This window comes from Pseudomonas sp. UYIF39 (genome assembly GCF_029963765.1).
Taxonomy (GTDB): domain Bacteria; phylum Pseudomonadota; class Gammaproteobacteria; order Pseudomonadales; family Pseudomonadaceae; genus Aquipseudomonas.
In genome coordinates this window covers 76391-101232 of record NZ_JALBYU010000024.1, presented here as the reverse complement: position 1 = coordinate 101232, position 24842 = coordinate 76391, and the positions used below count along the sequence as shown (strand labels likewise).

22 protein-coding genes are annotated in these 24842 nt (G+C 59.4%); 10 read left to right on the top strand and 12 right to left on the bottom strand.

Annotated features, from left to right (window positions below; translation table 11 throughout):
• Positions 1 to 104: 104 nt before the first annotated feature.
• Entirely contained in the window at positions 105 to 923 is an 819-nt protein-coding gene (tcdA, locus tag MO767_RS25335; RefSeq protein WP_008146693.1) for a tRNA cyclic N6-threonylcarbamoyladenosine(37) synthase TcdA, read from the bottom strand.
• A 222-nt stretch (positions 924 to 1145) separates the two neighbouring features.
• Here tcdA and MO767_RS25330 point away from each other — a divergent pair, with 222 nt between their 5' ends.
• The 4 genes from MO767_RS25330 (at position 1146) to MO767_RS25315 (ending at position 6258) form a co-directional block, all read left to right on the top strand.
• On the top strand, positions 1146 to 3737 hold the full coding sequence (locus tag MO767_RS25330; RefSeq protein WP_282482758.1) for a glycosyltransferase: 2592 nt from the start codon (positions 1146 to 1148) through the stop codon (positions 3735 to 3737).
• A gap of 98 nt (positions 3738 to 3835) precedes the next feature.
• Entirely contained in the window at positions 3836 to 4987 is a 1152-nt protein-coding gene (gene dapE, locus MO767_RS25325) for a succinyl-diaminopimelate desuccinylase (protein WP_282482757.1), read from the top strand.
• Entirely contained in the window at positions 4987 to 5796 is an 810-nt protein-coding gene (locus MO767_RS25320; protein ID WP_282482756.1) for a putative RNA methyltransferase, read from the top strand. The genes dapE and MO767_RS25320 overlap by 1 nt, the downstream gene beginning before the upstream one ends.
• Positions 5797 to 5880: 84 nt before the next feature.
• The gene (locus tag MO767_RS25315) at positions 5881 to 6258 is read left to right on the top strand and encodes a hypothetical protein (protein WP_282482755.1); all 378 of its coding nucleotides are present in this window, start codon (positions 5881 to 5883) and stop codon (positions 6256 to 6258) included.
• A 48-nt stretch (positions 6259 to 6306) separates the two neighbouring features.
• Here MO767_RS25315 and MO767_RS25310 read toward each other — a convergent pair whose 3' ends face one another.
• Together MO767_RS25310 and MO767_RS25305 are read right to left on the bottom strand one after the other, a co-directional pair.
• A complete protein-coding gene (locus MO767_RS25310) occupies positions 6307 to 8463 on the bottom strand; it encodes a hypothetical protein (RefSeq protein WP_282482754.1) in 2157 nt (718 codons plus the stop codon).
• 487 nt (positions 8464 to 8950) lie between these two features.
• Positions 8951 to 9160 (bottom strand): cold-shock protein, encoded by a 210-nt coding sequence (locus tag MO767_RS25305; RefSeq protein ID WP_008146705.1) that lies wholly within the window; start codon positions 9158 to 9160, stop codon positions 8951 to 8953.
• 165 nt (positions 9161 to 9325) lie between these two features.
• Here MO767_RS25305 and plsB point away from each other — a divergent pair, with 165 nt between their 5' ends.
• The 4 genes from plsB (at position 9326) to MO767_RS25285 (ending at position 13740) form a co-directional block, all read left to right on the top strand.
• Positions 9326 to 11809: a glycerol-3-phosphate 1-O-acyltransferase PlsB gene (plsB, locus tag MO767_RS25300; protein ID WP_282482753.1), complete on the top strand. Its 2484-nt coding sequence runs from the start codon at positions 9326 to 9328 to the stop codon at positions 11807 to 11809.
• Between the two features lie 110 nt (positions 11810 to 11919).
• A complete protein-coding gene (locus tag MO767_RS25295; RefSeq protein ID WP_282482752.1) occupies positions 11920 to 12522 on the top strand; it encodes a hypothetical protein in 603 nt (200 codons plus the stop codon).
• Between the two features lie 102 nt (positions 12523 to 12624).
• Complete coding sequence (locus tag MO767_RS25290; protein WP_282482751.1) at positions 12625 to 13023, top strand: YbaY family lipoprotein; 399 nt, start codon at positions 12625 to 12627, stop codon at positions 13021 to 13023.
• Between the two features lie 27 nt (positions 13024 to 13050).
• Positions 13051 to 13740 (top strand): DUF4197 domain-containing protein, encoded by a 690-nt coding sequence (locus MO767_RS25285; protein WP_282482750.1) that lies wholly within the window; start codon positions 13051 to 13053, stop codon positions 13738 to 13740.
• Positions 13741 to 13891: 151 nt separating this feature from the next.
• Here MO767_RS25285 and MO767_RS25280 read toward each other — a convergent pair whose 3' ends face one another.
• Together MO767_RS25280 and MO767_RS25275 are read right to left on the bottom strand one after the other, a co-directional pair.
• Entirely contained in the window at positions 13892 to 16963 is a 3072-nt protein-coding gene (locus MO767_RS25280; RefSeq protein WP_282482749.1) for an efflux RND transporter permease subunit, read from the bottom strand.
• Positions 16964 to 16969: 6 nt separating this feature from the next.
• Entirely contained in the window at positions 16970 to 18070 is a 1101-nt protein-coding gene (locus MO767_RS25275; protein ID WP_282482748.1) for an efflux RND transporter periplasmic adaptor subunit, read from the bottom strand.
• 93 nt (positions 18071 to 18163) lie between these two features.
• On the opposite strand from MO767_RS25275, the gene MO767_RS25270 reads away from it, so the two are divergent.
• A complete protein-coding gene (locus tag MO767_RS25270; protein ID WP_282482747.1) occupies positions 18164 to 18808 on the top strand; it encodes a TetR/AcrR family transcriptional regulator in 645 nt (214 codons plus the stop codon).
• Between the two features lie 132 nt (positions 18809 to 18940).
• On the opposite strand, the gene MO767_RS25265 is transcribed toward MO767_RS25270, so the two are convergent.
• Positions 18941 to 19720: a class I SAM-dependent methyltransferase gene (locus MO767_RS25265; RefSeq protein ID WP_282482760.1), complete on the bottom strand. Its 780-nt coding sequence runs from the start codon at positions 19718 to 19720 to the stop codon at positions 18941 to 18943.
• Between the two features lie 96 nt (positions 19721 to 19816).
• Here MO767_RS25265 and MO767_RS25260 point away from each other — a divergent pair, with 96 nt between their 5' ends.
• Positions 19817 to 20437, top strand: a complete 621-nt coding sequence (locus MO767_RS25260; RefSeq protein ID WP_282482746.1) for an energy transducer TonB — start codon at positions 19817 to 19819, stop codon at positions 20435 to 20437.
• A gap of 17 nt (positions 20438 to 20454) precedes the next feature.
• Here the strand turns inward: MO767_RS25260 and MO767_RS25255 are convergent, their stop codons facing one another.
• The 6 genes from MO767_RS25255 to adk all read right to left on the bottom strand — a co-directional run bounded on the left by MO767_RS25255 (position 20455) and on the right by adk (position 24822).
• Complete coding sequence (locus tag MO767_RS25255) at positions 20455 to 21150, bottom strand: extensin family protein (protein ID WP_282482745.1); 696 nt, start codon at positions 21148 to 21150, stop codon at positions 20455 to 20457.
• A 2-nt stretch (positions 21151 to 21152) separates the two neighbouring features.
• Positions 21153 to 21974, bottom strand: a complete 822-nt coding sequence (locus MO767_RS25250) for an isocitrate lyase/phosphoenolpyruvate mutase family protein (protein ID WP_282482744.1) — start codon at positions 21972 to 21974, stop codon at positions 21153 to 21155.
• 33 nt (positions 21975 to 22007) lie between these two features.
• Positions 22008 to 22868 carry a DUF72 domain-containing protein gene (locus MO767_RS25245; RefSeq protein ID WP_282482743.1) on the bottom strand — a complete coding sequence of 287 codons (861 nt, stop codon included), beginning with the start codon at positions 22866 to 22868 and terminating at the stop codon, positions 22008 to 22010.
• Positions 22868 to 23173, bottom strand: coding sequence for a hypothetical protein (locus tag MO767_RS25240; protein ID WP_008156859.1), 306 nt, complete (start codon positions 23171 to 23173; stop codon positions 22868 to 22870). The genes MO767_RS25245 and MO767_RS25240 overlap by 1 nt, the downstream gene beginning before the upstream one ends.
• A 230-nt stretch (positions 23174 to 23403) precedes the next feature.
• Positions 23404 to 24078, bottom strand: coding sequence for a tRNA (adenosine(37)-N6)-threonylcarbamoyltransferase complex dimerization subunit type 1 TsaB (gene tsaB, locus MO767_RS25235; protein WP_033056334.1), 675 nt, complete (start codon positions 24076 to 24078; stop codon positions 23404 to 23406).
• A 93-nt stretch (positions 24079 to 24171) separates the two neighbouring features.
• Positions 24172 to 24822 (bottom strand): adenylate kinase, encoded by a 651-nt coding sequence (adk, locus tag MO767_RS25230; RefSeq protein ID WP_134418737.1) that lies wholly within the window; start codon positions 24820 to 24822, stop codon positions 24172 to 24174.
• Positions 24823 to 24842 lie beyond the last annotated feature (20 nt).

Here is a 24842-nt window from a genome sequence, read left to right as displayed (position 1 = left end):
GAGTTGGCTGGTTAATCGCCATCGCGAGCAAGCTCGCTCCCACATTGGAATGCATCCCCCTGTGGGAGCGAGCTTGCTCGCGATGAGGCCGTCAGCAGCCACCTCTAAACCTCAGGCTTGACTCGATCCGCGGGGCGCCGCACTCCGGCAACAATCTTATCCACAGCCTTGGTCGCCGCGACCATGCCAAACGTCGCCGTCACCATCATCACTGCCCCAAAACCACCCGCGCAGTCGAGCTTCACACCGTCCCCGACAAAACTCTTCTGCAAGCAAATGCTGCCATCCGGTTTCGGGTAGCGCAGTTGTTCGGTGGAAAACACACACGGCACGCTGTAATGACGGGTCACGGTACGTGAGAAGTTGTAATCCCGACGCAAGGTCGAGCGCACTTTCGAAGCCAACGGATCATTGAAGGTCCGGTTCAAATCGCAAACCTGAATCAACGTCGGATCAATCTGCCCGCCCGCACCGCCGGTGGTGATGATCTGGATCTTGCGGCGCTTGCACCAGGCGATCAGCGCCGCCTTGGCATTCACGCTGTCGATGCAATCAATGACGCAGTCGATGTTCGGCGTGATGTACTCGGCCATGGTCTCGCGGGTCACAAAATCCGCCACCGCGTGCACGGTGCAGTCCGGGTTGATCCCGCGCAGGCGCTCGGCCATCACGTCAACCTTGGGTTTGCCGACTGTGCTGTCCAGCGCGTGCAACTGACGGTTGGCGTTGCTGACGCAGACGTCATCCAGGTCGAACAGCGAAATCTCACCCACGCCGCAACGTGCAACCGCTTCCGCCGCCCAGGAACCGACGCCACCGACGCCGACAATCGCCACGTGGGCCGCGCGCAAGCGCTCCAGGCCGTCGATGCCATACAAACGGGCGATGCCTGCAAACCGCGGATCTTCTGTACTCATGACCATTACCCCAAAAACCGGCGCGCATTATAGGGCCACAGCGCGAGAACTTTTAACCTTCCAGCGACAAGTGAAAGAACTTATGTGAAACCAGAGTGCCCAATGTCGGGCATTTCCCTGTTCGCTGTACGGTCAGAGAACCTCCAGTGTAGGATGCGCGCCCCTGCCCCCTGGCAGCCAGCCGCAAACCGCTCCTTAGTTCCACAGCCTTTGGAACCCGAAAAAGCTATGTCATCGCGTAAATTTGGACTCAACCTGGTCGTGGTGCTCGCCATCGCAGCCTTGTTTACCGGCTTCTGGGCGCTGATCAATCGTCCGGTCACCGCCCCCAACTGGCCTGAACAGATCTCTGGCTTCTCATACTCGCCGTTTCAACAAGGCCAGTACCCACAGAAAGACCAGTATCCGACCGACGATGAAATGCGTCGCGATCTGGAGATCATGAGCAAGCTGACGGACAACATCCGTACTTACTCGGTCGATGGCAGCCTGGGTGATATCCCCAAGCTCGCCGAAGAATTCGGTTTGCGCGTGACGCTGGGTATCTGGATCAGCCCGGATCTTGCGCGCAACGAGCGTGAAATCCTGCGTGCCATTGACCTGGCCAATACCTCCCGCAGCGTGGTTCGCGTGGTGGTGGGCAACGAGGCGATCTTCCGTAAGGAAATTACCGCCGCCGAACTGAGCGTGATCCTTGATCGCGTCCGCGCGGCAGTGAAAGTACCGGTGACGACCTCCGAGCAATGGCACGTCTGGGAAGAAAACCCGAGCCTGGCCAAGCACGTCGACTTGATCGCCGCCCACGTCCTGCCGTACTGGGAACATGTGCCGATGGAGCAATCCGGGCAGTTCGTACTCGACCGGGCCCGCGACCTGAAAAAGATGTTCCCGAAAAAACCGCTGCTGCTGTCGGAAGTCGGCTGGCCGAGCAACGGCCGTATGCGCGGTGGCGCCGACGCGTCGCCGGCAGACCAGGCGATTTATCTGCGGACCTTGGTCAACAAGCTCAATCGCCAGGGCTTCAACTACTTCGTGATCGAAGCCTTTGACCAACCGTGGAAGGCCAGTGACGAAGGTTCCGTAGGCGCTTACTGGGGCGTTTTCAACGCCGCGCGCCAGCAGAAATTCAACTTTGAAGGCCCGGTCGTCGCAATCCCGCAATGGCGCGTGCTGGCCATCGGTTCGGTGGTGTTGGCTCTGCTGTCCCTGACCCTGCTGATGATCGACGGCTCTGCCTTGCGTCAACGCGGCCGCACCTTCCTGACCTTCACCGCGTTCCTCTGTGGTTCGGTGCTGGTGTGGATCGGTTACGACTACAGCCAGCAATACAGCACCTGGTTCAGCCTGACGGTGGGCTTCTTGCTTGCCCTCGGCGCACTCGGGGTGTTTATCGTGCTGCTGACCGAGGCCCATGAACTGGCTGAAGCAGTCTGGACCCACAAACGTCGGCGTGAATTCCTGCCAGTGGTGGGCGATTCGGACTACCGACCGAAAGTCTCGATTCACGTGCCTTGCTACAACGAGCCGCCGGAGATGGTCAAACAGACCCTCAACGCCCTGGCCAACCTCGACTATCCGGACTTCGAAGTCCTGATCATCGACAACAACACCAAGGACCCGGCGGTCTGGGAGCCGGTGCGCGATTATTGCGAAACCCTCGGCCCGCGCTTCAAGTTCTTCCACGTTGCACCGTTGGCCGGCTTCAAGGGTGGCGCGCTGAATTACCTGATTCCGCACACCGCCAAGGATGCCGAAGTGATTGCGGTGATCGACTCGGACTACTGCGTCGACCCGAACTGGCTCAAACACATGGTGCCGCACTTCGCCAATCCGAAAATCGCCGTGGTGCAGTCGCCGCAGGATTACCGCGACCAGAACGAAAGCACTTTCAAGAAGCTCTGCTACGCGGAATACAAGGGTTTCTTCCACATCGGCATGGTCACCCGTAACGACCGTGACGCGATCATTCAGCACGGCACCATGACCATGACCCGTCGCTCGGTGCTCGAGGAACTGGGCTGGGCTGACTGGTGCATCTGTGAAGACGCCGAGTTGGGTCTGCGGGTATTCGAGAAAGGCTTGTCAGCGGCGTATTACCACACCAGCTACGGCAAAGGCCTGATGCCCGATACCTTTATCGACTTCAAAAAACAGCGTTTCCGCTGGGCTTACGGTGCGATTCAGATCATCAAGCGTCACACCGCCAGTCTGTTGCGTGGCAAGGACACCGAGCTGACCCGTGGCCAGCGTTACCACTTCCTCGCGGGTTGGTTGCCGTGGGTCGCGGATGGCATGAACATCTTCTTCACCGTCGGCGCCCTGTTGTGGTCGGCAGCGATGATCATCGTGCCGCAGCGGGTCGATCCGCCGTTGTTGATTTTCGCGATCCCGCCATTGGCGCTGTTCGTGTTCAAGGTTGGCAAGATCATCTTCCTGTACCGCCGTGCGGTGGGGGTCAACCTGAAGGATGCGTTCTGCGCGGCACTGGCAGGGTTGGCGTTGTCGCACACCATCGCCAAAGCAGTGCTGTACGGTTTCTTCACCAGCAGCATTCCGTTCTTCCGCACCCCGAAAAACGCCGATAACCACGGCTTCTGGGTCGCGATTTCGGAAGCTCGCGAAGAAATGTTCATCATGCTGCTGTTGTGGAGCGCGGCGCTGGGGATTTTCCTGGTGAACGGCCTGCCGAGCAACGACATGCGCTTCTGGGTGACGATGTTGCTCGTGCAGTCGCTGCCGTACCTGGCGGCGCTGATCATGGCGTTCTTGTCTTCGCTGCCGAAACCGGCGGTCGAGGGCGAGACGGCTCCAGCGCTCTAAATCGTTCCGGATGCACTAAACGGCGGCCAATGGCCGCCGTTTTGCTTTAAGATAACCGCCATTTTGCGCGCCTTGCCCCCCAGCTTTCGGAGTTCCCCATGACGGCCCACGCCGACCTTTCGCCGACCCTTCAACTCGCCATCGACCTGATCCGCCGTCCGTCCGTGACGCCGGTCGACGCCGATTGCCAGAAGCAGATGATGCAGCGCCTGGGCGATGCCGGTTTTGCGCTTGAGCCAATGCGCATCGAAGATGTGGATAACTTCTGGGCAACCCACGGTAAACACGACGGCCCGGTGCTGTGCTTCGCCGGTCACACCGACGTGGTGCCGACCGGCCCGGTGACCGCCTGGCAGATCGACCCGTTCAACGCAGTAATCGACGAACACGGCATGCTCTGCGGCCGTGGCGCAGCAGACATGAAAGGCAGCCTCGCTTCCATGACCGTGGCGGCCGAGCGTTTTGTCACCGACTACCCGGATCACAAAGGCAAGGTCGCTTTCCTGATCACCAGCGACGAAGAAGGCCCGGCGCACCACGGCACCAAAGCGGTGATCGAACGCCTTGCCGCCCGTAAGGAGCGTCTGGACTGGTGCATCGTCGGCGAACCGTCGAGCACCACGCTGGTCGGCGATGTGGTCAAGAATGGCCGTCGCGGCTCCCTCGGTGCCAAGCTGACCGTTCGCGGTGTGCAGGGACACGTGGCCTATCCGCACCTGGCGAAGAACCCGATCCACCTCGCCGCCCCGGCGCTGGCCGAACTGGCCGCCGAGCACTGGGACCACGGCAACGATTTCTTCCCGCCGACCAGCTTCCAGATCTCCAACGTCAATTCCGGCACTGGCGCGACCAACGTGATTCCGGGTGATCTGGTGGCGGTGTTCAACTTCCGCTTCTCCACCGAGTCCACCGTTGAAGGCCTGCAAAAGCGCGTCGCCGACATCCTCGACAAGCATGGCCTGGACTGGCACATCGACTGGGCGCTGTCCGGCTTGCCGTTCCTCACCGAGCCGGGTGCGTTGCTGGATGCCGTTGCGTCGAGCATCAAGGACGTGACCGGTCGCGAAACCAAGGCGTCCACCAGCGGTGGCACCTCCGACGGGCGCTTCATTGCGACCATGGGTACTCAGGTTGTTGAACTGGGCCCGGTCAACGCGACGATCCATCAGGTCAACGAGCGTGTGCTGGCTGCCGACCTCGATGTGCTGACCGAAATCTACTACCAGACCCTGATCAAGTTGCTCGCCTGATGCTGGCCTGCCCGATCTGCAGCGAACCGCTGAATGCGGTGGACAACGGCGTGGCCTGCCCCGCCGGGCATCGTTTCGACCGTGCGCGCCAGGGTTACCTGAACCTGTTGCCGGTGCAGCACAAGAACAGCCGCGACCCTGGGGATAACCTGGCGATGGTCGAAGCCCGACGCGACTTTTTGAACGCTGGTCATTACGCGCCAGTGGCCAAGCGTCTGGCAGAACTGGCGGCGCAATACGCGCCACAGCGCTGGCTGGACATCGGTTGTGGCGAGGGTTACTACACCGCGCAAATCGCCGAGGCTTTGCCGAACGCCGACGGTTACGCACTGGATATTTCCCGGGAAGCGGTCAAACGCGCCTGCAAACGCAACCCGCAGCTGACGTGGTTGATCGCCAGCATGGCGCGGGTGCCGTTGGCCTCGGGCAGCTGCCAGTTTCTCGCCAGCGTCTTCAGCCCGCTGGATTGGGAGGAAGCCAAACGCCTGCTCAGCCCCGGCGGCGGCTTGATGAAAGTCGGACCGACCAGCGGCCACCTGATGGAACTGCGCGAACGTCTGTACGACGCAGTGCGTGAATACACCGACGACAAGCATCTGGCCCTGGTGCCGGAAGGCATGACGCTGCAACACAGTGAAACCCTGGAATTTAAACTGACGCTGGAAAAGGGTCAGGACCGTGCGAACCTGTTGGCTATGACCCCTCACGGCTGGCGCGCCAGTGCTGAACGCCGAGCGGCAGTCATCGAACAGGTCGAGCCGTTCGAGGTCACTGTTTCAATGCGCTACGATTACTTTGTTCTTCAATAACTCTTTAATTTTTTGGTCTTCGGCAGTTGCCGTAGGCCGGCTAAATCCGCGAATGGATTTTTCAAACCCGCAGTGAGGACATCCATGCGCCAACCCGATATCGAGATTTACCTGAAAGACGCCGACGTCGACTACAAGGCCGTCTCGGCCTGGCTCGGCACTGCTTTGGGCCCATGCACCGACTGGGTCCAGAAAGGCCAGACCTACAAGTGCAAGGCCGGCAACGTGTCGGTCACCTGGCTGCCGAAAGCCGTGGGCAAATGGAACAGCCTGTTCCTGGACAGCGACAAGACCCCGTGGGAAGACGACATCGCCTGTGCCCGCGCAGCGTTTGCCGCACTGAACGTCGAAGTGCGTTGCGCACCGGGTAGCTGGGTCGAGGAAGAAGGTGAAGAGACAGCGGATCGCTGGATGCGCATCAGCGCGGATGGTGAAGAAGAGATCACCTGGAAAACCGCTTAAGCAACACTCAGGCAGGCCGTCGAGGCGACCTGCCCTTCTCTTCTCCCCTTAAATGCCTTGGTCCTCATTTCTGTAGCTGAACAGTCTCGCTGCCGGCATGTTGGGTGCCACCCGGATGACCGGAACCGATCGGCCCGTCACCTTGTAGAAATCCCGTTGTATGAATTTCGCCTGTTCAAGCCCCGCATTTCCATTTGAACCGTCAAGATAAAAGAACGCCTTGATGGGCAACGTCGCGGTGTTCTGAGGCCAGGTTTTGATCACTACTTCATTTTGTCTCCAGCGTACATGCTCAGCCCCCGGGTTATCCCTCGCGGAAAGGCTCAGGGCAAATGAGGGCTGGTCAATTCCGAAGCCACACTGATGCAGGTAGCGGTTTTCATTGGTGGGAGGATAGGCCTGTAAATGCGCGCGCCAAGCTGCAACGGTTGCGATGCCCTGTGCAGCACAAGGCCTGCTGGTTTGTGGAAACTGCGGGGAGTCACCACACCCATTCGTGTACCGCTTGCCGCTCCCTGCGTCATAGGCGAAGGAACAGAGCACCTGCAATGGGTATCCCCCGTTCTCGGTGAAGGCGTGCGCAGACTTGAGAATCAGCCCGTGGTTTCTGCCTTCCTGCAGTCGACTCATCCCAAGGTCCGCTCGCATATAACTGAACGAAACACCACCCAGCGCCACAGCGCCCGGACTGGGATTCCACGCGCGAAACTCGGGTGAGGCATCGACAACCCTGACCAGCACTCCGTTGCAGAAAAATGCAGCCTTGTTGCCGGTGCAGGAACTGCTCGTGTCGGAATACTGCGCATTGAGCTCATTCGCCACACGCTGTCCATCGGTCGGGGCCGTTGCACCCACAATCCCGACCGCCAGCGGCGACGACGTAATCAAACTGCCCGCGCCGCCCACCTTGTAGGTGTAGGTGAGGTTGACATTGCGATTGAGGTTCTCGGTAATCCACGCCTTGGGCAGATTGAAGCTCAAGATACCGACGGTGGATACCGTCTGGATTGGTGCATCCCGCAGTGTCACGCCGGCCAGGCGCACACCGACGGTATCGCGGGCCGCCAGTGTTGGGTAGCTCACCTGCACGGTGGCGTTAGCGCCCAGGGTGTCGGCATTCAACTGACCGGCCGGCGCTTCCACGACCTTGAACACCGCTTGGCCCTGAGCAGCACCCACTACACGGATGCTTAAGGGGCTGGAGGTAATTAAGCTGCCGGCACCACCTACCTTGTAGGTATAGGTCAAGGTCACCGTGCGATTGAGGTTCTCGGTGATCCACGCCTTGGGCAAGCTGAACGTAAGTACGCCGATCGTAGATACGGTCTGAATCGGTGCATCACGCAACGCCACACCAGTCAGGCGCACGCCAACGGTATCGCGGGCCGCCAGCGTCGGGTAACGCACCTGCACCGTTGCGTTAGCGCCCAAGGTGCTGACGTTCAACTCGCCGGCTGGCGCCTCGACCACCTTGAATACTGGCTGGTCCGCAACGACCGTAAACGCACGGGTCAGCCCCCAGTGCGATGTTTTGCCATCAAGAACTTGTCGCCCAGCCATCGAAAAGGGGCCCGGCGACAACTCCAACGCACTGCGACCTGTCCACTGCCCCTGAGCATCAACCGGGACACTTACCAGGACATTATTGACGTGGCTACTCTGCATGACTTGCACGGTCGCCCCCGGAATCCCCGTACCGGAAATCAACGGGTAGCGACCGTTGAGGCTGCCCTGCAGCGGGTTTTCAATCACCGGAGCAGTGGGCGCGTCAACGACGGTAAACACACGCGTCAGGCCCCAGCCCGATGTTTTGCCATCAAGAACTTGTCGCCCAGCCATCGAAAAGGAGCCCGGAGCCAACTCCAACGCACTGCTGGCAGCCCACCGCCCATTCGCTCCTACGACCGTGCTGACCACGACGCGGTTGATCTGGCTGCTCTGCATCACTTGCACCGTCGCTCCCGGAGCCCCTGTACCGGCGAGCAATGGAAAACGGCCATTTAAACTGCTTTGCGTAGGGGTCTCGATGACGGGGGCGGCGGGGGCCGACGCTTGCGAAACTGACAAGGCGCTGGCAAACCCACCATGGGCCTCGGCCAGCGGCGCAGTCGCCCGACCATCACTGAGCTTTCCAGTTTCATCATGGGGAGCACTCGCACAGCCGGCCAGAAAAATGAACAACACTAGGGTCAGTCGACGTTTCATCGTCATTCTCCTTCAGCGAGATGGGCTTCTTATATTTGAAGCAAGAGCTTGAAGGACGAATGTAAGGCTATTAATTTTCTAACGTCTACTGTCAGATATGACAGGTGGTTGAACATCCAGCATCAACGTAAGGACGAGAAAATTACACTACGTTGGTTGAGGAGGAAGGTGAAGAGACAGCGGATCGCTGGATGCGCATCAGCGCGGATGGTGAAGAAGAGATCACCTGGCAAACTGCCTGACACTGATCATTCCCACGCTCCGCGTCACTAGTGTCCTGCACCTGTTCCACCGTCGCTCAGGGTTTCCCGGCTCGTTATTTGAGCTGACGGTCCGGATTGCTCATGTCCTGCATGAGCGTCCTGCTACCCAAGAATTCAAAGGCCGACGAAGGCAAGAGCGAGAAAAGCTGAAGGCTGCCCAAGGCAGCCTTCAGCTATGAAACATGTTTACCGGACACTCGTGACGCGGAGCGTGGGAACGATCTTTAGAGGCCGACTACATCCTCAGCCTGCAAACCCTTCTCGCCAGTCACCACGCCGTATTCCACCTGCTGACCTTCAGCCAGGGAACGATGCCCCTCGCCGCGAATCGCGCGGTAGTGCACGAACACGTCCACCCCGTCTTCGCGCTGAATGAAGCCGTAGCCCTTGGCGTCGTTGAACCACTTCACATTGCCGGTTTCGCGCGTTGCCATGAATCAGTACCCCCTTATTTTTATTTTGAACGGCCGAGTATATGACAGCCGCCAAAACTCTCAACTCACTTTACTTAGGCGCTTTTTTGCCGATTTTCGGCGAATACGGCACACTATCCGCCGCCCGAGCAAACGCTCGGTTTTATTCACTCATGCAGAAGCCGTATGACCCGTTCCCCGCTCCGCCGTCTTGTGTTTGGCACCCTGCGTCGACTGTTGTACCTCTGGGTTCGCTCGGAGACGATCAATCAGTCGTCGTTCACCCTCAACCTCGACCGCAGCCGTCCGGTGTTCTACGTCCTGCAAAACCCTTCGCTGACCGACCTGGCCGTGGTCGATACGGAGTGCAGCAAGGCCGGCCTGCCGCGCCCGGTGTTGCCGGTCTCGGTAGGTACGCTGGTGGAGCCCGCCGCGTTCTTTTACCTGACGCCAGAGCCCGATTGGCTCGGCCGTCAGGATAAGCGTGGTGCACCGCCGACCTTGACCCGCCTGGTCAGCGCCCTGAGCCAGAACGCCGCCGAAGACGCGCAGATCATTCCGGTCAGCGTGTTCTGGGGTCAGTCGCCGGACAGCGAATCGAGCCCGTGGAAACTGCTCTTCGCCGACAGCTGGGCGGTCACCGGGCGCCTTCGCCGGTTGCTGAGCATCATTGTGCTGGGGCGAAAAACCCGCGTGCAGTTCTCCGCACCGATTAACCTGCGCGAGCTGATCGACCATAACAAGGGCCACGAGCGCACCGTGCGCATGGCCCAGCGGATTCTGCGTGTGCACTTCCGCAACCTGAAAGCGGCGGTGATCGGTCCGGACATTTCCCACCGCCGCAACCTGGTCAAAGGTCTGCTCAATCAGCCGCTGGTCAAACAAGCGATCCTCGACGAAGCCGAGCGTGAAAACATCTCCCCGGAGAAAGCCAAAGCCCAGGCCCTGCGCTACGGCAACGAGATCGCCTCCGACTACACCTACACCGCGATCCGCTTCATGGAAGTGGTGCTGAGCTGGTTCTGGAACAAGATCTACGACGGCATCAAGGTCAACAACATCGAAGGTGTGCAAAAGGTCGCACCGGGTTACGAAGTGATCTACGTACCCTGCCACCGCAGCCACATCGACTACCTGCTGCTGTCCTATCTGCTGTTCCGCAACGGCCTGACCCCGCCGCACATCGCCGCCGGGATCAACCTCAACATGCCGGGGATCGGCGGCCTGCTGCGTCGCGGCGGTGCGTTCTTCATGCGCCGTACCTTCAAGGGCAACCCGCTGTACACCTCGGTGTTCAACGAATACCTGCACACCCTGTTTACCAAAGGTTTCCCGGTCGAGTACTTCGTCGAGGGCGGCCGTTCGCGCACCGGTCGCATGCTGCAACCGAAAACCGGAATGCTCGCTATCACCCTGCGCAGCTTCTTGCGTTCGTCGCGGATGCCGATCGTCTTCATCCCCGTCTACATCGGTTATGAACGCGTGCTGGAAGGCCGGACCTACCTAGGCGAACTGCGTGGCGCGACCAAGAAGAAAGAATCGATCTTCGACATTTTCAAAGTCATCGGCGCGCTCAAGCAGCGTTTCGGTCAGGTGGCGGTGAACTTCGGCGAGCCGATCAAACTGGCGGAATTCCTCGACAGTGAACAGCCGGACTGGCGTAAACAGGAGCTCGGCCCGCAGTTCAAACCGGCCTGGCTCAACGAAACCACCAACCGTTTGGGCGAGAAAGTCGCGCAGCACCTGAACGAAGCGGCGGCGATCAACCCGGTCAACCTGGTGGCCCTGGCGCTGCTGTCCACCAGCCGTCTCGCGCTGGATGATCGCGCTATGGCGCGGGTGCTTGATCTGTATCTGGCGCTGTTGCGCAAGGTCCCGTATTCGCCGCACACCACGCTGCCGGAAGGTGACGGCCGGGCGCTGATCGAGCATGTGAAGGACATGGATCTTCTGTCCGAGCAGAGCGATGCCCTGGGCAAGATTCTGTATCTGGACGAACAGAATGCCGTCCTGATGACCTACTACCGCAACAACGTTTTGCACATCTTCGCCTTGCCGGCGTTGCTGGCGAGCTTCTTCCAGAGCGCCTCGCGCATGAGCCGCGAACAGATCCTGCGCTACACCCGCGCGCTGTACCCGTACCTGCAATCGGAGCTGTTCATTCGCTGGTCGCTGGAGGAACTGGATGCGGTGATCGACCAATGGCTCGACGCGTTCGTCGAGCAAGGTCTGCTGCGTTTTGAGAATGATGTCTACCTACGCCCGGCGCCGAGCTCGCGGCATTTCGTATTGCTGACCTTACTGTCGAAGAGCATCGCCCAGACCCTGCAACGTTTTTACATGACCGTTTCTTTGCTGCTCAACAGCGGCCAGAACAGCATCAGTGCCGAAGAGCTGGAAGACCTGTGCACGGTCATGGCCCAGCGCCTGTCGATCCTCCATGGCCTCAACGCCCCGGAATTCTTCGACAAGAGCCTGTTCCGCCATTTCATCCAGACGATGCTGGACCTCGACGTGCTCAAGCGCGACGAGGCCGGCAAGCTGAGCTATCACGAACTGCTCGGCGAACTGGCCGAAGGTGCGGCCAAGCGAGTGTTGCCGGCGGAGATTCGTTTGTCTATCCGTCAGGTCGCGTTGCATCGCAGTGAAGATGCGGCGGATCAGACTTAGTTGGAGTCGTCTGTAACTTTCTGACAATAACTATAGAAACAAGGATGTTCTTATAACCTGTCAATTATGGATTAATAGAGGCCCACTTCAATCCCGATATGGATATCGCGATGAACCCATTAGAAAACACCAGCAACTACGTCACTCTAACTTTCAGTTTGCCTGAAGACTTTCTACCCCCAGATGATGGCGAAGGCGAAACCTATATAAGCGTGCAAACTGCCAACTCGACCACGCCTATCAAAGTTGCGCAATCCCGCAAACCGGTACTGTATAGCGGGCGCTGGAACTTTTCATTTGCACACAACTATTCCGATGTCAGCGTCAAATACCTTGTCACAATCAGCATGACCCACAACGGCGTTCCACTGCTGATTGACCTGGACTACTTCGTGATTGTCCATCGTGCGCCGCACCGACAAACCCTGCATCTCAGCCCTGTTGGCCGCCTCTACCTCCAGGCGCAAGCGCCTCAAGCGGTTCAACCTGAACACGCAGTCACTGTTGTCGCCCACGAGCACGACGATACGGCTGCGCAACTAACGCCAATACATATCAGCGAAAAAATGGCCGAGGCGTTCTATCTGGAATACGACCCGGAGACTGTCGTACCGGGCAAGCGCTATACGCTGACAGCCACTGAAAACGAATACCACAATTCAATTGCGGTATATCCCGGGTCCGTTGTATTGAAACCCTTTAGTAGAGTTTGAAAAAACGCATATCAAAAGATCCATAGAGCGAAATCACCGAAAACCCGTTAAATTGTCGTCGGCGCTCATCAACTTCGGGCGCCAACGACAGGGATTTAACTCATGAAAAAACTCTCGTTTCTAGGGCTTACGGCTCTACTCGCTGCCTGCCAATCAATACAACCTGCCGCAAAAACCAGCCTCGATGGCGAAGTCTTTTACCTGCAACGCATCGCCCTGCCGCCGAGCGCCACATTGAGCGTCAGCCTGCAGGACGTGTCCCTCGCCGACGCACCCGCCGTTATCCTCGACGAACAGAATGGCCCGGTCAAAGGCCAGGTGCCGCTGCCGTTTCATCTGAGTTACGATCCAACGCAGGTCAAACCGGGTCATCGTTATTCGGTCAGCGCACGGATCGAAGTCAACGGAGAGCTGATGTTCATCACCACCGAACATCACGCCGTGCAGCTGGACGGCAGCGACCCGCAGCCACTGAAAGTCCGCGTCGACGCCGCCCGCTAATTCTCTATTTTGAACAAGGAAGCTGCCATGCTCCGTCCTACCCTTCGCTTCGCTGGCCTGTGCGCAGGCTTGATGATCTCCGCCAGCGCACTGGCGCTGTCACTCAGCGACCTGTCGCAAAAGGACGCCACCGGCGGCCTCAAGGATGCCCTGACCCAAGGCGCGCAACTGGCCGTGAAACAACTGGGCACGCCGGGCGGCTTCAGCAACAACCCGGACGTGAAAATCGAGCTGCCGGGCAAACTGGGCAAAGTCGCCAGCAAAATGAAACAGTTCGGCATGGGTGACCAGGTTGATCAGCTGGAAACCAGCATGAACAAAGCGGCTGAAACCGCCGTGATCCAGGCCCAACCGATCCTGGTGGATGCGGTGAAGAAAATGAGCGTGGAGGATGCCAAGGGCATTCTCAGCGGCGGCAAGGACTCGGCCACTCAGTACCTGAGCAAAACCAGCCGCGAACAGATCCGCGTCAAGTTCCTGCCAATCGTCAAGCAAGCCACCGATCAGGTGGGCCTGGCCAAGCAATACAACTCGTTCGCCGGACAAGCCGCGACGATGGGTGTGGTGGATGCGAAGAGCGCCAATATCGAAAGCTACGTGACCGAGCAGGCGTTGAACGGTCTGTTCGAGATGATTGGTAAACAGGAAGAAGCCATTCGCCAGAATCCTGCGGCGGCAGCGACGAGTTTGGCGAAGAAGGTGTTTGGTACGTTGTAGTTTTTGAGCGACTGAAACCCACAAAAAGCCCGCTGACCTTTACAGGTTCAGCGGGCTTTTTCGTTTGCGCTATTGCTGCTGCGATCTTTTGAACCTGATCGTGGAATTCAAGCTTAAAAGCTCGCAGCCTTTGGTAGTTCCTACAACGTGTTCAAGCTGATTCCTTTTTTACTCGGAACCACGCCGCATACAGCGCCGGCAAAAACAGCAACGTCAGCGCCGTTGCCACAATCAACCCGCCCATGATCGCCACCGCCATCGGCCCGAAAAACACGCTACGCGACAGCGGAATCATCGCCAGCACCGCCGCGAGTGCAGTCAACACAATCGGCCGGAAACGCCGCACCGTGGCTTCAATAATCGCCTGCCAAGGCTTGAGCCCGGAAGCAATGTCCTGCTCGATCTGGTCCACCAGAATCACCGAGTTACGCATGATCATCCCGGAGAGCGCGATGGTGCCGAGCATGGCGACGAAACCGAACGGCTGACGGAACACCATCAGGAACAAGGTCACACCGATCAAACCCAAAGGTGCCGTCAGAAACACCATCACCGTGCGTGAGAAGCTGCGCAGTTGCAGCATCAGTAACGTCAGCACCACCACGATGAAAAGCGGCACACCGGCCTTCACCGAATTCTGCCCGCGAGCCGAGTCCTCTACAGTGCCGCCGACTTCCAGCAAGTAGCCGTCCGGCAGTTCGGCGCGGATCGGATCGAGGGTCGGCATGATCTGCTGCACCAGCGTCGCCGGTTGCTCCTTACCGTAAATGTCGGCGCGGACCGTCACGTTCGGCAAGCGGTTGCGGTGCCAGATGATGCCTTCTTCGAAGCCGTATTCCAGCGTCGCGATTTGCGACAGCGCCACGCTGCGACCGTTGTCAGTCGGCACCGCCAGGCTTGGCAGCAATGACAGTTCGGTACGTTCATGCAACGTGCCGCGCAATAGAATCTCGATCAACTCGTTGTCTTCACGGTACTGGCTGACGCTGGAACCGGTCAGAGAGCTTTGCAGGAACTTCGACAGGTTCGCGGTGCTCACGCCAAGCGCCCGGGCGCGGTCCTGATCGACGTTCAGATAAACGACTTTGCTCGGTTCTTCCCAATCCAGATGGACGTTGACCACATGCGGGTTCTCGCGAACCTTGGCGGCCACTTTACGGGCCAGCGCGCGGACTTCCTCGATGTGCTCACCGGTGACCCGGAACTGCATCGGATAGCCAACCGGTGGCCCGTTCTCCAGACGTGTCACCCGCGCACGCAGGGCCGGGAATTGTTCCTTGAGGGCTTCGATCAGCCAGGTGCGCAGGGTTTCGCGCTCCTCGATGGTTTTGGCCAGGACTACAAACTGCGCGAAGCTCGCTGCAGGAAGTTGTTGATCCAGCGGCAGGTAAAAACGTGGCGAACCGGTGCCAACGTAAGCGACATAGTTGTCGATACCGGCGTGATCCTTCAGCAGTGCTTCGAGGCGTTTGACCTCATCTCGGGTGTTGCTCAACGAGGCACCTTCCGCCAGTTTCAGATCGACCATCAACTCCAGACGACCCGATGCCGGGAAGAACTGTTGCGGCACAAAGCGAAACAGGATGACAGAGCCGATAAACAACACGGCCGTAAGGACAATGACCGTCTTGCGCCGCCGTACGCACCACTCCACCAGGCGTCTGACGCGCTGATAGAACGGCGTGCCGTAAGGGTCGGGCTGACCGTCGCCGGTGCCATGTTTGGCTGCATGAATCTTCGCCAGATCCGGCAGGAGTTTTTCCCCCAGATAAGGCACAAACACAACAGCGGCCACCCACGAGGCCAGCAACGCGATGGTCACCACCTGGAAGATCGAACGCGTGTATTCACCCGTGCCCGATTGCGCAGTGGCAATCGGCAGGAAGCCGGCAGCGGTGATCAGCGTGCCGGTGAGCATCGGGAATGCAGTGCTGGTCCAGGCGTAACTGGCCGCCTTGATCCGGTCGAAGCCCTGCTCCATTTTGATCGCCATCATTTCCACGGCGATGATCGCGTCGTCCACCAACAAACCCAGCGCCAGCACCAACGCCCCGAGGGAAATCTTGTGCAGGCCGATTCCCAGGTAATACATGCAGGCGAACGTCATCGCCAATACCAAAGGAATCGCCAACGCGACCACCATGCCGGTGCGCACGCCGAGGGAGAAGAAGCTCACCAGCAGGACGATTGCCAGTGCTTCTACCAGCACCTGAACAAATTCACCGACACTGCTTTTCACAGCGGCGGGCTGGTCGGAGACCTTGCGCAGCTGCATACCGGCAGGGAGGTTTTTCTGGATGCGGTCGAATTCGATTTCCAACGCCTTGCCCAGCACCAGAATGTCGCCACCGTCCTTCATGGCCACGGCCAGACCGATGGCGTTTTCAGCCATGAAGCGCATGCTCGGCGCTGGCGGATCGTTGAAACCCCGACGCACATCAGCCACATCGGCGATGCGGAACGTACGATCACCGACGCGGATCGGAAAGCTCTTGATCTCTTCGACCGTCTGAAAATTCCCCGAGACGCGTAGCTGCAATCGCTCACTGGAGGTCTCGAAGAAACCGGCAGTGGACACCGCGTTCTGCTCTTCAAGGGCCTGCTGCACCGCCGACAAAGGTAGACCCAGGGTGGCGAGTTTGACGTTGGAGAGTTCGATCCAGATCTTCTCGTCCTGTAACCCGAGCAGATCGACCTTGCCCACATCCTTGACCCGTTGCAGCTGAATCTGCACGCGGTCGGCGTAGTCCTTGAGCACCGCGTAATCAAAGCCTTCGCCAGTCAGCGCGTAGATATTGCCAAACGTAGTGCCGAACTCATCATTGAAGAATGGCCCCTGGATGCCCGGTGGCAGGGTTTGACGAATGTCGCTGATCTTCTTGCGAACCTGGTACCAGAGGTCCGGGATTTCCACCGAGTGCATGGAATCGCGAGCGACGAACGTCACTTGGGATTCGCCCGGACGGGAGAACGAAACGATGCGTTCGTACTCGCCGGTTTCCATCAGCTTCTTTTCAATACGCTCAGTGACCTGGCGCGACACTTCCTGCGCCGTGGCCCCAGGCCAGTTGGTACGAATCACCATGGCCTTGAAGGTGAACAGCGGGTCTTCACTTTGGCCGAGCTTGGTGTAGGACAGTGCGCCGACAATGGCCAGCAAGAGCATCAGGAACAGTACGATCTGGCGATTACGCAGCGCCCATTCGGAAAGATTGAAACCCATCGGGGATTACTCCTTGCCCGCCAGATTGACCACGCGGTTGGAGCGATCCACCGGACGCACCTGCTGCCCTTCAAGCAGCACATGGACGCCAGCGGCCACCACCCAGTCGCTGGCATTCAGGCCTTCGAGCACCGGTACGGTTTTCTCGCCGAAGGCACCGACCCGGACCGGGGTTTTCTTCAAGGTGTTGTTGGCACTGACGACCCAGACGTAGGTCGCGCCGTTTTCTGCGGTGACGGCCGACAACGGTACCGACAACGACACCACGTCGGCGGTCTGGATAAACACCCGGGCGCTCTGGCCGAGTTCAGCGGGGACCTTGCCGGCAGTGAACGCGATGCGGGCGGCAAAGGTGCGCGATTTTGGATCGGCAGCGGGCGAAAGCTCACGGATGCGCCCGACGAAACGTTGGTCGGGTTGGGTCCAGAGTTCCACCGACACTGGCTGACCGACCTTGAAGCGGCCAAAGCTCTGCTCCGGCAAGCTGATCAACACTTCGCGCTCGCCATCGGTCGCCAGGGTAAATACGGTTTGCCCCGCCGCCACCACTTGCCCGACTTCAACCGCGCGTTTAGCCACCACGCCATCCTGAGGCGCACGCAGCACGGCGTAACTGGCCTGATTGGTCGAAACGTTGAATTCGGCTTTGATTTGCTTGAGGCGTGCTTCACCGGATCGGTAAAGGTTTTCGGAATTGTCGTACTGCGAACGGCTGACCATCTGACGGTCCATCAGGGTCTTATAGCGATCACGTTCGGCGCGTACCAGGCTCAGGTTGGCCTCGGCAGCGGCGACCTGTGCGCGGGTGGCTTCCAGTTGCAGGCGCACGTCCTGAGGATCGAGTTCTGCCAGAGGTTGATCGGCCTTGACCCGCTGTCCCTCTTCGACCAGTCGTCGACTTACTTTTCCGCCAATGCGAAACGCCAACTCCGGTTCATAGCGAGCGCGGACCTCCCCGGGGAAACTTTCCATCGCCTGGGACGACGGCTCTGGCTGCACCACCATGGCCGGGCGAACGGTGACTTGAGGCGCCTCTTCGTGACCACACGCAGACAATAAAAACGCCAGACTGACTGGCAACGCGAGGGGCAAGGCATAGCGGAACATGGTGAAGGACCTTTCGCTAATGGTGCTTGGAATAATTATACTGAGCGGTATGTTATTAATAGCAAACTCACCAGTCCAGTAATAAAAGCGCATATGCCTAACAATCTTTCAGTACCCAACGGCCCGGGCCGTCCCAAGGATCTGGCCAAGCGCCAGGCGATCCTCGATGCGGCGAAAATTCTGTTTCTGAGCAAGGGTTATGCGAATACCAGCATGGACGCCGTCGCGGCCGAGGCCGGCGTGTCGAAGCTGACGGTCTACAGCCATTTCAACGACAAGGAGACGCTGTTCTCCGCCGCCGTGATGGCCAAGTGCGAAGAGCAATTGCCGACGCTGTTTTTCGAATTGCCGGATGGCACTGCCGTAGAAACAGTGCTGTTGAACATCGCGCGTGGTTTTCATCAGCTGATCAACAGCGACGAATCGGTGAACCTGCACCGGCTGATGATGACCCTGGGCAGCCAGGACCCGAAACTCTCGCTGATCTTCTTCGAGGCCGGGCCTGAGCGCATGCTGCATGGCATGGAGCGGTTGCTGACCAAGGTTGATCACAGTGGCGCGTTGAGCATCGACAAACCGCGTAATGCGGCCGAGCATTTCTTCTGCTTGCTCAAGGGTGCGGGGAATTTCAGGCTGCTTTATGGCTGCGGCGAGCCGCTGACCGGGGATGCGGCCGAGAGCCATGTGCAGGAAGTGGTGGGCTTGTTTATGCGGGCGTATCGACCAGAGTCAGCCTGATAGAGGGTTGGTGCCGGGACTGACGCTATCGCGGACAAGCCCGCTCCCACAGGTTTCCGAGGTGTTCTCAGATGTTGTGCTCAACACAAAACCTGTGGGAGCGAGCTTGCTCGCGATGGGGGCGACGCGGTCTTAAGGTTTCAGCGCTTTCTTCGGATAAATGTCATACCGGCTGGATTTACCGTCCAGCGCATGACTCGGTTTCGGCCCTTCGATGCACGGCGCCTTGCGCGGGCGCTTGACCACCACCCGGTGGCTGGCCAACGCCAACGCCGCTTCGAGCAGTGCAGGCGCATCCGGATCATCGCCGACCAGCGGCCGGAACAGGCGCATTTCCTTCTTCACCAAGGCCGTTTTCTCACGATGGGGAAACATCGGGTCGAGGTAGATCACCTGCGGCGGCTCGCCTTCCCAATTGCGCATCACCTCGATCGAATTACCCTTGAGCAAACGCATCCGCGCCACAATCGGCGCCACGTCAAAGTCTTCCGCGCCGCGTGCCAGGCCATCTTCAAGCAACGCGCCAATCAGCGGCTGACGCTCGATCAGGCTCATCTCGCAGCCCAGGCTCGCCAGCACGAACGCATCTTTGCCCAGCCCCGCCGTGGCATCCAGCACGCGCGGACGCACACCTTGGGCAACCCCGACAGCCTTGGCGATCATCTGACCGCTACCGCCGCCGTACAAGCGGCGATGGGCCGCACCACCCTCGACAAAGTCCACCCGCACCGGCCCCGGCGCGTCCGGGCCCAGTTGCTGCAGCTGCAACCCCTGGTCGCCGACCTGCAAGGCGAACTCACCGTCATCCACCTGCATCGGCAAACCCAGGCGCTCGGCCCATTGTTCGGCTTGTAGCTGAAAAGTCGCGGCCAGGGCCTCGACGTGGATGCGGCAGGCCGCAGGTTGCTCAATCATGAGAAAACACGCTCAAAAAATTAATGATCGGCAAAAACGGCCGATAACAAAACTATCGAGCATTTTGCCAGAGCTGAGCGTCGACCGAGAGAAATGTCAGACATTCGAAGCACATCCGTAGGCTATATATCGCGTCATGGCGATTATGGTCTGCGAAATTCCCAAGCACTGAGCGGCGTCAGTCACCTGTGGCAGGATTTTTTTGCCCAGGCCCTGGCCGATCAGTCGGGCGATGTCGTACCGGCTTCTCTCAACTTTCCACCGGTCGATCTCGACAGCCCGGTCGAACCCACCGTTGGCAGCGAACTGCTGGCTCACATCATTTCCCAGCGCGAATGCGATGTGAAAGAAACCGAGATCCGCCCGCCTGAGCCACTGTTCCTGCCGATTGCCGAGTTCGAAATGGACCTGGCCGACAAACCTTTCCCACCGTTCCCGGCACAAGAAATCGTCGCGCAACAGAAACAGCAGGACTTCGAAAGCCGATGGGTCCGCCCGATCGTGCTCACCGCAGGTCAGCCTGTGCCGGAAGCAGGTCCGGCACCGCAACCGCGTCCGTTGCACCTGCCGATCGCCGAATTCGAACTCGATCTGCTGGACAAGCCATTCCCGCCGTTCTCGCCCGAAGAGCTGGTGGAACAACAAAAACAATTCGATTTCGATAACGGCTGGGCTCGCCCGATCGTCCTGCAAAACCTGCGAATCGCCGCCTGACCTTCAATAACAGGCCCTCAGCGACACACCCACCACGGCCCGACATCCACATGAAAGTGATTGCGATGGGCGGCGTTGTAATCCGGACTCAAGACCACACTGAACAGGTCGCAGGCGCCATCGCGGACCTGACGTAAAAACCGTGCGTCCTGATTATCCTTCGGCCAATCCTTGAGCACGTTGATGGAGCGGCCATCGGCCAAGCGAAAACCGGCGATGTCCAGCGCATCGGCGCTGGCATGCTGGCTGCGCCTGCCGTTTTCGCGGCTGTAGACGTTGCGACAGGCAAAGCTGCCGAGATGGTCCACACGCGTTACCGCTTGACCGTAGACCGCTTGTGCGGCGGGTTGCAGGGCATGGTGTTCGAACAGGGCGAACGTCACCGCCAGGCGGCAACTGGCGAGGAAACTGCTGCTCAGGGCCACCTCGCCGCCTTGCACACGCAAAGTGTTGATCAACGGGCACGTCGCGTCGGGGCTATCGGCCTGATGGGTTACGCGCAATCCAGAGCTGCTCAGGGCTTGATCGCACAACTGCGGATCATCGCGCAGGCGTATCAGTTTGTAGCGGGTCAGAAAATTGGGCGCGGCCTTCACGTCCAGCGGTGCCCAAGGGTTCCACTGCGCCGGCACTGAGATCCAGCCGCGCCAGACGCTCACGGCCGCCGCACCCATGAACAACAGCATCACCAGCAGCCACCACCGAAACCGCATCGTCAGCCTTTGAACAATTGATTGGCCTGGGCGTACGGCATGGACCGCGACGTGAACCCGAACGTACCCGACGTCTTGATCTCTTGGGCAGCGCGGAAAAACTCGCCATACGCTGCCAAGGCCAGCGCCGAACCGACGCTAATCCGCTTGACGCCCATTTCGCTCAACTGCTCGACCGTCAATTTCAGTCCGCCAGACATCAACACATTCACCGGTTTCGGCGCCACGGCACGGACCACCGCCAACACATCTTCAGCACTGCGCAGACCCGGCGCATACAGTACGTCGGCACCCGCCTCGGCAAACGCCTGCAAGCGGCGAATGGTATCGGCGAGATCAGGATTGCCGTGCAGAAAGTTCTCCGCGCGAGCGGTCAACATAAAGGGAAACGGCAAGCTGCGAGCGGCTGCCACGGCAGCCTCGATGCGCGCGACGGCATGCTCGAAGCAGTAGATCGGCGCTTCTTCACGGCCGGTGGCATCTTCGATAGAGCCGCCAACCGCACCGGCCTCTGCCGCACGCAAAATACTCTGTGCGCATTCGGCTGGATCATCAGCGAAGCCGTTTTCCAGATCGACGGCGACGGGCAGATCGGTTGCCGCAACAATCGCCCGAACGTTTGCCAGGGTGTCGTCCAGCGTCAGCGCGCCATCGGGGCGGGCGTTGGAAAAGGCGTAACCGGCACTGGTGGTCGCCAGCGCTTCGAAACCAAGGCTGGCGAGCATTTTCGCCGAGCCGGCATCCCACGGGTTAGGAATGACAAAAGCCCCCGCGCGTTCGTGCAGTGCTTTAAACGCTTGGGCTCGAAGGGTTTGCGCATCCATTGGCAGGCTCCTGAAAAGGGCAGGGAATCCGCTTCAGAGCAGGCCAAGTTGCTCGGAAGCGGGCTCTCTGTATAGCTCAGGCAGCGGCGGCAGGCCAGGTAAACGCAGCATCAGTTTTGCGTGGAAACGTTGCGCCAGTTTGGCGGCCAGCAGGTTGTCGGCGGTGTGCAGGAAGATATAAGGCGTACGACCCTCTTCGATCCACACGGCGATTTTCTCGACCCACGGCAGCAGGAACGGGTCGTTGGCCTCAAGCTGCGGATGGCCAATGAAGCGCACCTGCGGACATTGCGTGAAGGCTGCCGGACGGGGCGGCACCCTGGGCTTTTTCGATTGGGCGTGAAGTACAGAAGGATCGGTCGATGTGCAGCTGAACAGCGCGCGGGGATCGAGGCAGATACGCTCGACACCGCGATCCAGTAGCAGGCGATTGAGCATTCTCTCGGCATCGCCCTTGGCGAAGAACTCGTCATGCCGCACTTCAACCGCCAGAGGCCGGTCCACAGCATCGATAAAACCGGCAAGCTCCGACAGTCGCTGCGGCGTAAAGCTTTTGGACAGTTGCAGCCACAGCGGTGAAACCCGTTCGCCGAGGGGGCTGAGCAATTGCAGGAAGGTTTCGGCAGCGGTCAATTGTTCGCGCAGGTCACCGCTGTGGCTGATGTCACCGGGGAACTTGGCAGTGAAGCGAAAATGTTCGGGCATGGTCTCGGCCCAACGCTGCACGGTGGTCGCAGCCGGGCTCGCGTAGAAGGTCGTATTGCCTTCCACGGCGTTAAACACTTGGGAATAGAGATTCAAAAATTCAGCGGGTTTGGCGTCCGGCGGATACAGGTAGTCGCGCCAGGCGTTCTCACTCCAAGACGGACAGCCCAGGTAGTAAGGCAGCCGCATCAGATGTACAGGTCGAGGCCCAGCACATCGGAATCCCAATCAACAAAACCGGCGGTGCTCAGGTAGCTGGCCAGGGCCTTCGCGACACTGCTGCTCATGGCACGGTGATAAAGCATGTCTTGTTGACGGGCGGGGAGATTGCTCAAACGTTGCGCAGAGGCTTTGGCAGCGCGGGCAGCCATTTGCTCTTCGGATGGAATTTCCAGCTCGCCGTCGATATCGACGTAGTCGTCATCCGCCACAGGGCCTTTGCGAGGCTTGCGCTTGATGGGGTAGGACTGAGAGGGAACGCCGTCTATACGCATGAGTACATGTCCGGGATCAATGATGGCAGTTTAGTGGCGCAAAACCCACTACGCAAACCGCCGAGTGATAACTAGAACACAGAAAATGGAAAAGGTTTAAAACGGGCGGGTAGAAACTGACGATTGGCTGCGTTGCGCAGGCCGCCATCGCGAGCAAGCTCCCACAGGGATTAGCGTAAACCCTGTGGGAGCGAGCTTGCTCGCGATGAGGCCAACTCGGTGCAATTGAATTAACGCGCCTTTGGGGTCGCAACCTTATCCCGCAAATAAACCGGCTGAGCCTCATCAGCCACGATCGCCTCACCACGCGCCCAGGCAAAACGCGCCAGTGTCAGCAGGTCCTCAGCGTGAGGCAGCATGCCCGCATCCTGCCCGGTCAGGCTGACGGCGATTCGCTCGGCATAACCCCAGCCAGTGCCGGCGCCAAACCACTCACCGCTGGCGTCAGCCGGCAACGCGGCCACTTCCGGCGCCAGCACCGCTTCATTGCCGACCAGCCGCATCTCCCCCGCCGTTTCGCGGTAGCAGCCCCAATACACTTCGTCCATGCGCGCATCGATGGCGGCCGCGACCTGGCTCACGCCGTGTTCGCGATAGGCCCGCTGCGCCAACACGGCCAGGTTCGATACTGGCAACACCGGACGATCCAGCGCAAACGCCAGCCCCTGCACCACGCCGATGGCGATCCGCACGCCGGTGAACGCACCCGGTCCACGGCCGAACGCGATGGCATCGACCGCTTGCAGGGTGGTCCCGGCATCCGCCAGCAACTGCTGAATCATCGGCAGCAGCTTCTGCGCATGCAGGCGCGGGATCACCTCGTAATGGCTTGTGACTTTACCGTCATGCAGCAAGGCAACGGAGCAAGCTTCAGTCGCGGTGTCCAGGGCCAGCAAGGTGCTCATCGATGTTTCCGTAAGAGAGGTCAGAAAAAGTGCGCCAGTATAAACAACTACGGCCCGCAAGCGGGCCGTAGAAGATGAAGCGATTCAGACTTTTCAGCTCAGAGCTTCAAGCACCTTGCCGGTGATCACTTCAACTGAGCCGACGCCCGCAATGTGGCTGTACTTCGGCTTGCCGTCAGTAGCAGCAGACAGCGTCTGGTAGAACTCGACCAAAGGCTTGGTCTGGGAATGGTAGACGGACAGGCGATGACGCACGGTTTCTTCAGTGTCGTCCTTGCGCTGCACCAGCGCTTCACCGGTGATGTCGTCCTTGCCGGCGATTTTCGGCGGGTTGTAAACGGTGTGGTACACGCGGCCGCTGGCCTCGTGAACGCGACGACCAGCGATACGCTGAACGATTTCTTCGTCATCGACGGCGATTTCGACCACGTGATCCAGCTCCACGCCGGCTTTCACCAGGGCTTCAGCCTGAGGAATGGTGCGCGGGAAACCGTCGAACAGGAAACCGTTGGCGCAATCGGCCTGGCTGATGCGTTCCTTGACCAGATTGATGATCAGGTCATCGGAAACCAGACCACCGCTGTCCATGACGCTCTTGGCGATCAGGCCCAGCTCGGTGCCAGCCTTGACTGCGGCACGCAGCATGTCGCCGGTGGAGATTTGCGGAATGCCGAATTTCTCGGTGATGAACTTAGCCTGAGTACCTTTACCGGCCCCGGGAGCTCCCAGCAGAATGACGCGCATCGATGTGCTCCTCAATTTTT

Excerpts from the sequence above, each read along its gene's own strand:
- MO767_RS25285 (WP_282482750.1), top strand. The coding sequence starts at position 13,051 with ATGCTCCGTCCTACCCTTCGCTTCGCTGGCCTGTGCGCAGGCTTGATG.
- MO767_RS25270 (WP_282482747.1), top strand. The coding sequence starts at position 18,164 with ATGCCTAACAATCTTTCAGTACCCAACGGCCCGGGCCGTCCCAAGGAT.
- MO767_RS25320 (WP_282482756.1), top strand. The coding sequence starts at position 4,987 with ATGCTGGCCTGCCCGATCTGCAGCGAACCGCTGAATGCGGTGGACAAC.
- MO767_RS25280 (WP_282482749.1), bottom strand. The coding sequence starts at position 16,963 with ATGGGTTTCAATCTTTCCGAATGGGCGCTGCGTAATCGCCAGATCGTA.
- MO767_RS25290 (WP_282482751.1), top strand. The coding sequence starts at position 12,625 with ATGAAAAAACTCTCGTTTCTAGGGCTTACGGCTCTACTCGCTGCCTGC.
- dapE (WP_282482757.1), top strand. The coding sequence starts at position 3,836 with ATGACGGCCCACGCCGACCTTTCGCCGACCCTTCAACTCGCCATCGAC.
- adk (WP_134418737.1), bottom strand. The coding sequence starts at position 24,822 with ATGCGCGTCATTCTGCTGGGAGCTCCCGGGGCCGGTAAAGGTACTCAG.
- MO767_RS25305 (WP_008146705.1), bottom strand. The coding sequence starts at position 9,160 with ATGGCAACGCGCGAAACCGGCAATGTGAAGTGGTTCAACGACGCCAAG.
- plsB (WP_282482753.1), top strand. The coding sequence starts at position 9,326 with ATGACCCGTTCCCCGCTCCGCCGTCTTGTGTTTGGCACCCTGCGTCGA.
- MO767_RS25260 (WP_282482746.1), top strand. The coding sequence starts at position 19,817 with ATGTCAGACATTCGAAGCACATCCGTAGGCTATATATCGCGTCATGGC.
- MO767_RS25330 (WP_282482758.1), top strand. The coding sequence starts at position 1,146 with ATGTCATCGCGTAAATTTGGACTCAACCTGGTCGTGGTGCTCGCCATC.
- tsaB (WP_033056334.1), bottom strand. The coding sequence starts at position 24,078 with ATGAGCACCTTGCTGGCCCTGGACACCGCGACTGAAGCTTGCTCCGTT.
- tcdA (WP_008146693.1), bottom strand. The coding sequence starts at position 923 with ATGGTCATGAGTACAGAAGATCCGCGGTTTGCAGGCATCGCCCGTTTG.
- MO767_RS25240 (WP_008156859.1), bottom strand. The coding sequence starts at position 23,173 with ATGCGTATAGACGGCGTTCCCTCTCAGTCCTACCCCATCAAGCGCAAG.
- MO767_RS25245 (WP_282482743.1), bottom strand. The coding sequence starts at position 22,868 with ATGCGGCTGCCTTACTACCTGGGCTGTCCGTCTTGGAGTGAGAACGCC.
- MO767_RS25255 (WP_282482745.1), bottom strand. The coding sequence starts at position 21,150 with ATGCGGTTTCGGTGGTGGCTGCTGGTGATGCTGTTGTTCATGGGTGCG.
- MO767_RS25315 (WP_282482755.1), top strand. The coding sequence starts at position 5,881 with ATGCGCCAACCCGATATCGAGATTTACCTGAAAGACGCCGACGTCGAC.
- MO767_RS25250 (WP_282482744.1), bottom strand. The coding sequence starts at position 21,974 with ATGGATGCGCAAACCCTTCGAGCCCAAGCGTTTAAAGCACTGCACGAA.
- MO767_RS25295 (WP_282482752.1), top strand. The coding sequence starts at position 11,920 with ATGAACCCATTAGAAAACACCAGCAACTACGTCACTCTAACTTTCAGT.
- MO767_RS25310 (WP_282482754.1), bottom strand. The coding sequence starts at position 8,463 with ATGAAACGTCGACTGACCCTAGTGTTGTTCATTTTTCTGGCCGGCTGT.
- MO767_RS25275 (WP_282482748.1), bottom strand. The coding sequence starts at position 18,070 with ATGTTCCGCTATGCCTTGCCCCTCGCGTTGCCAGTCAGTCTGGCGTTT.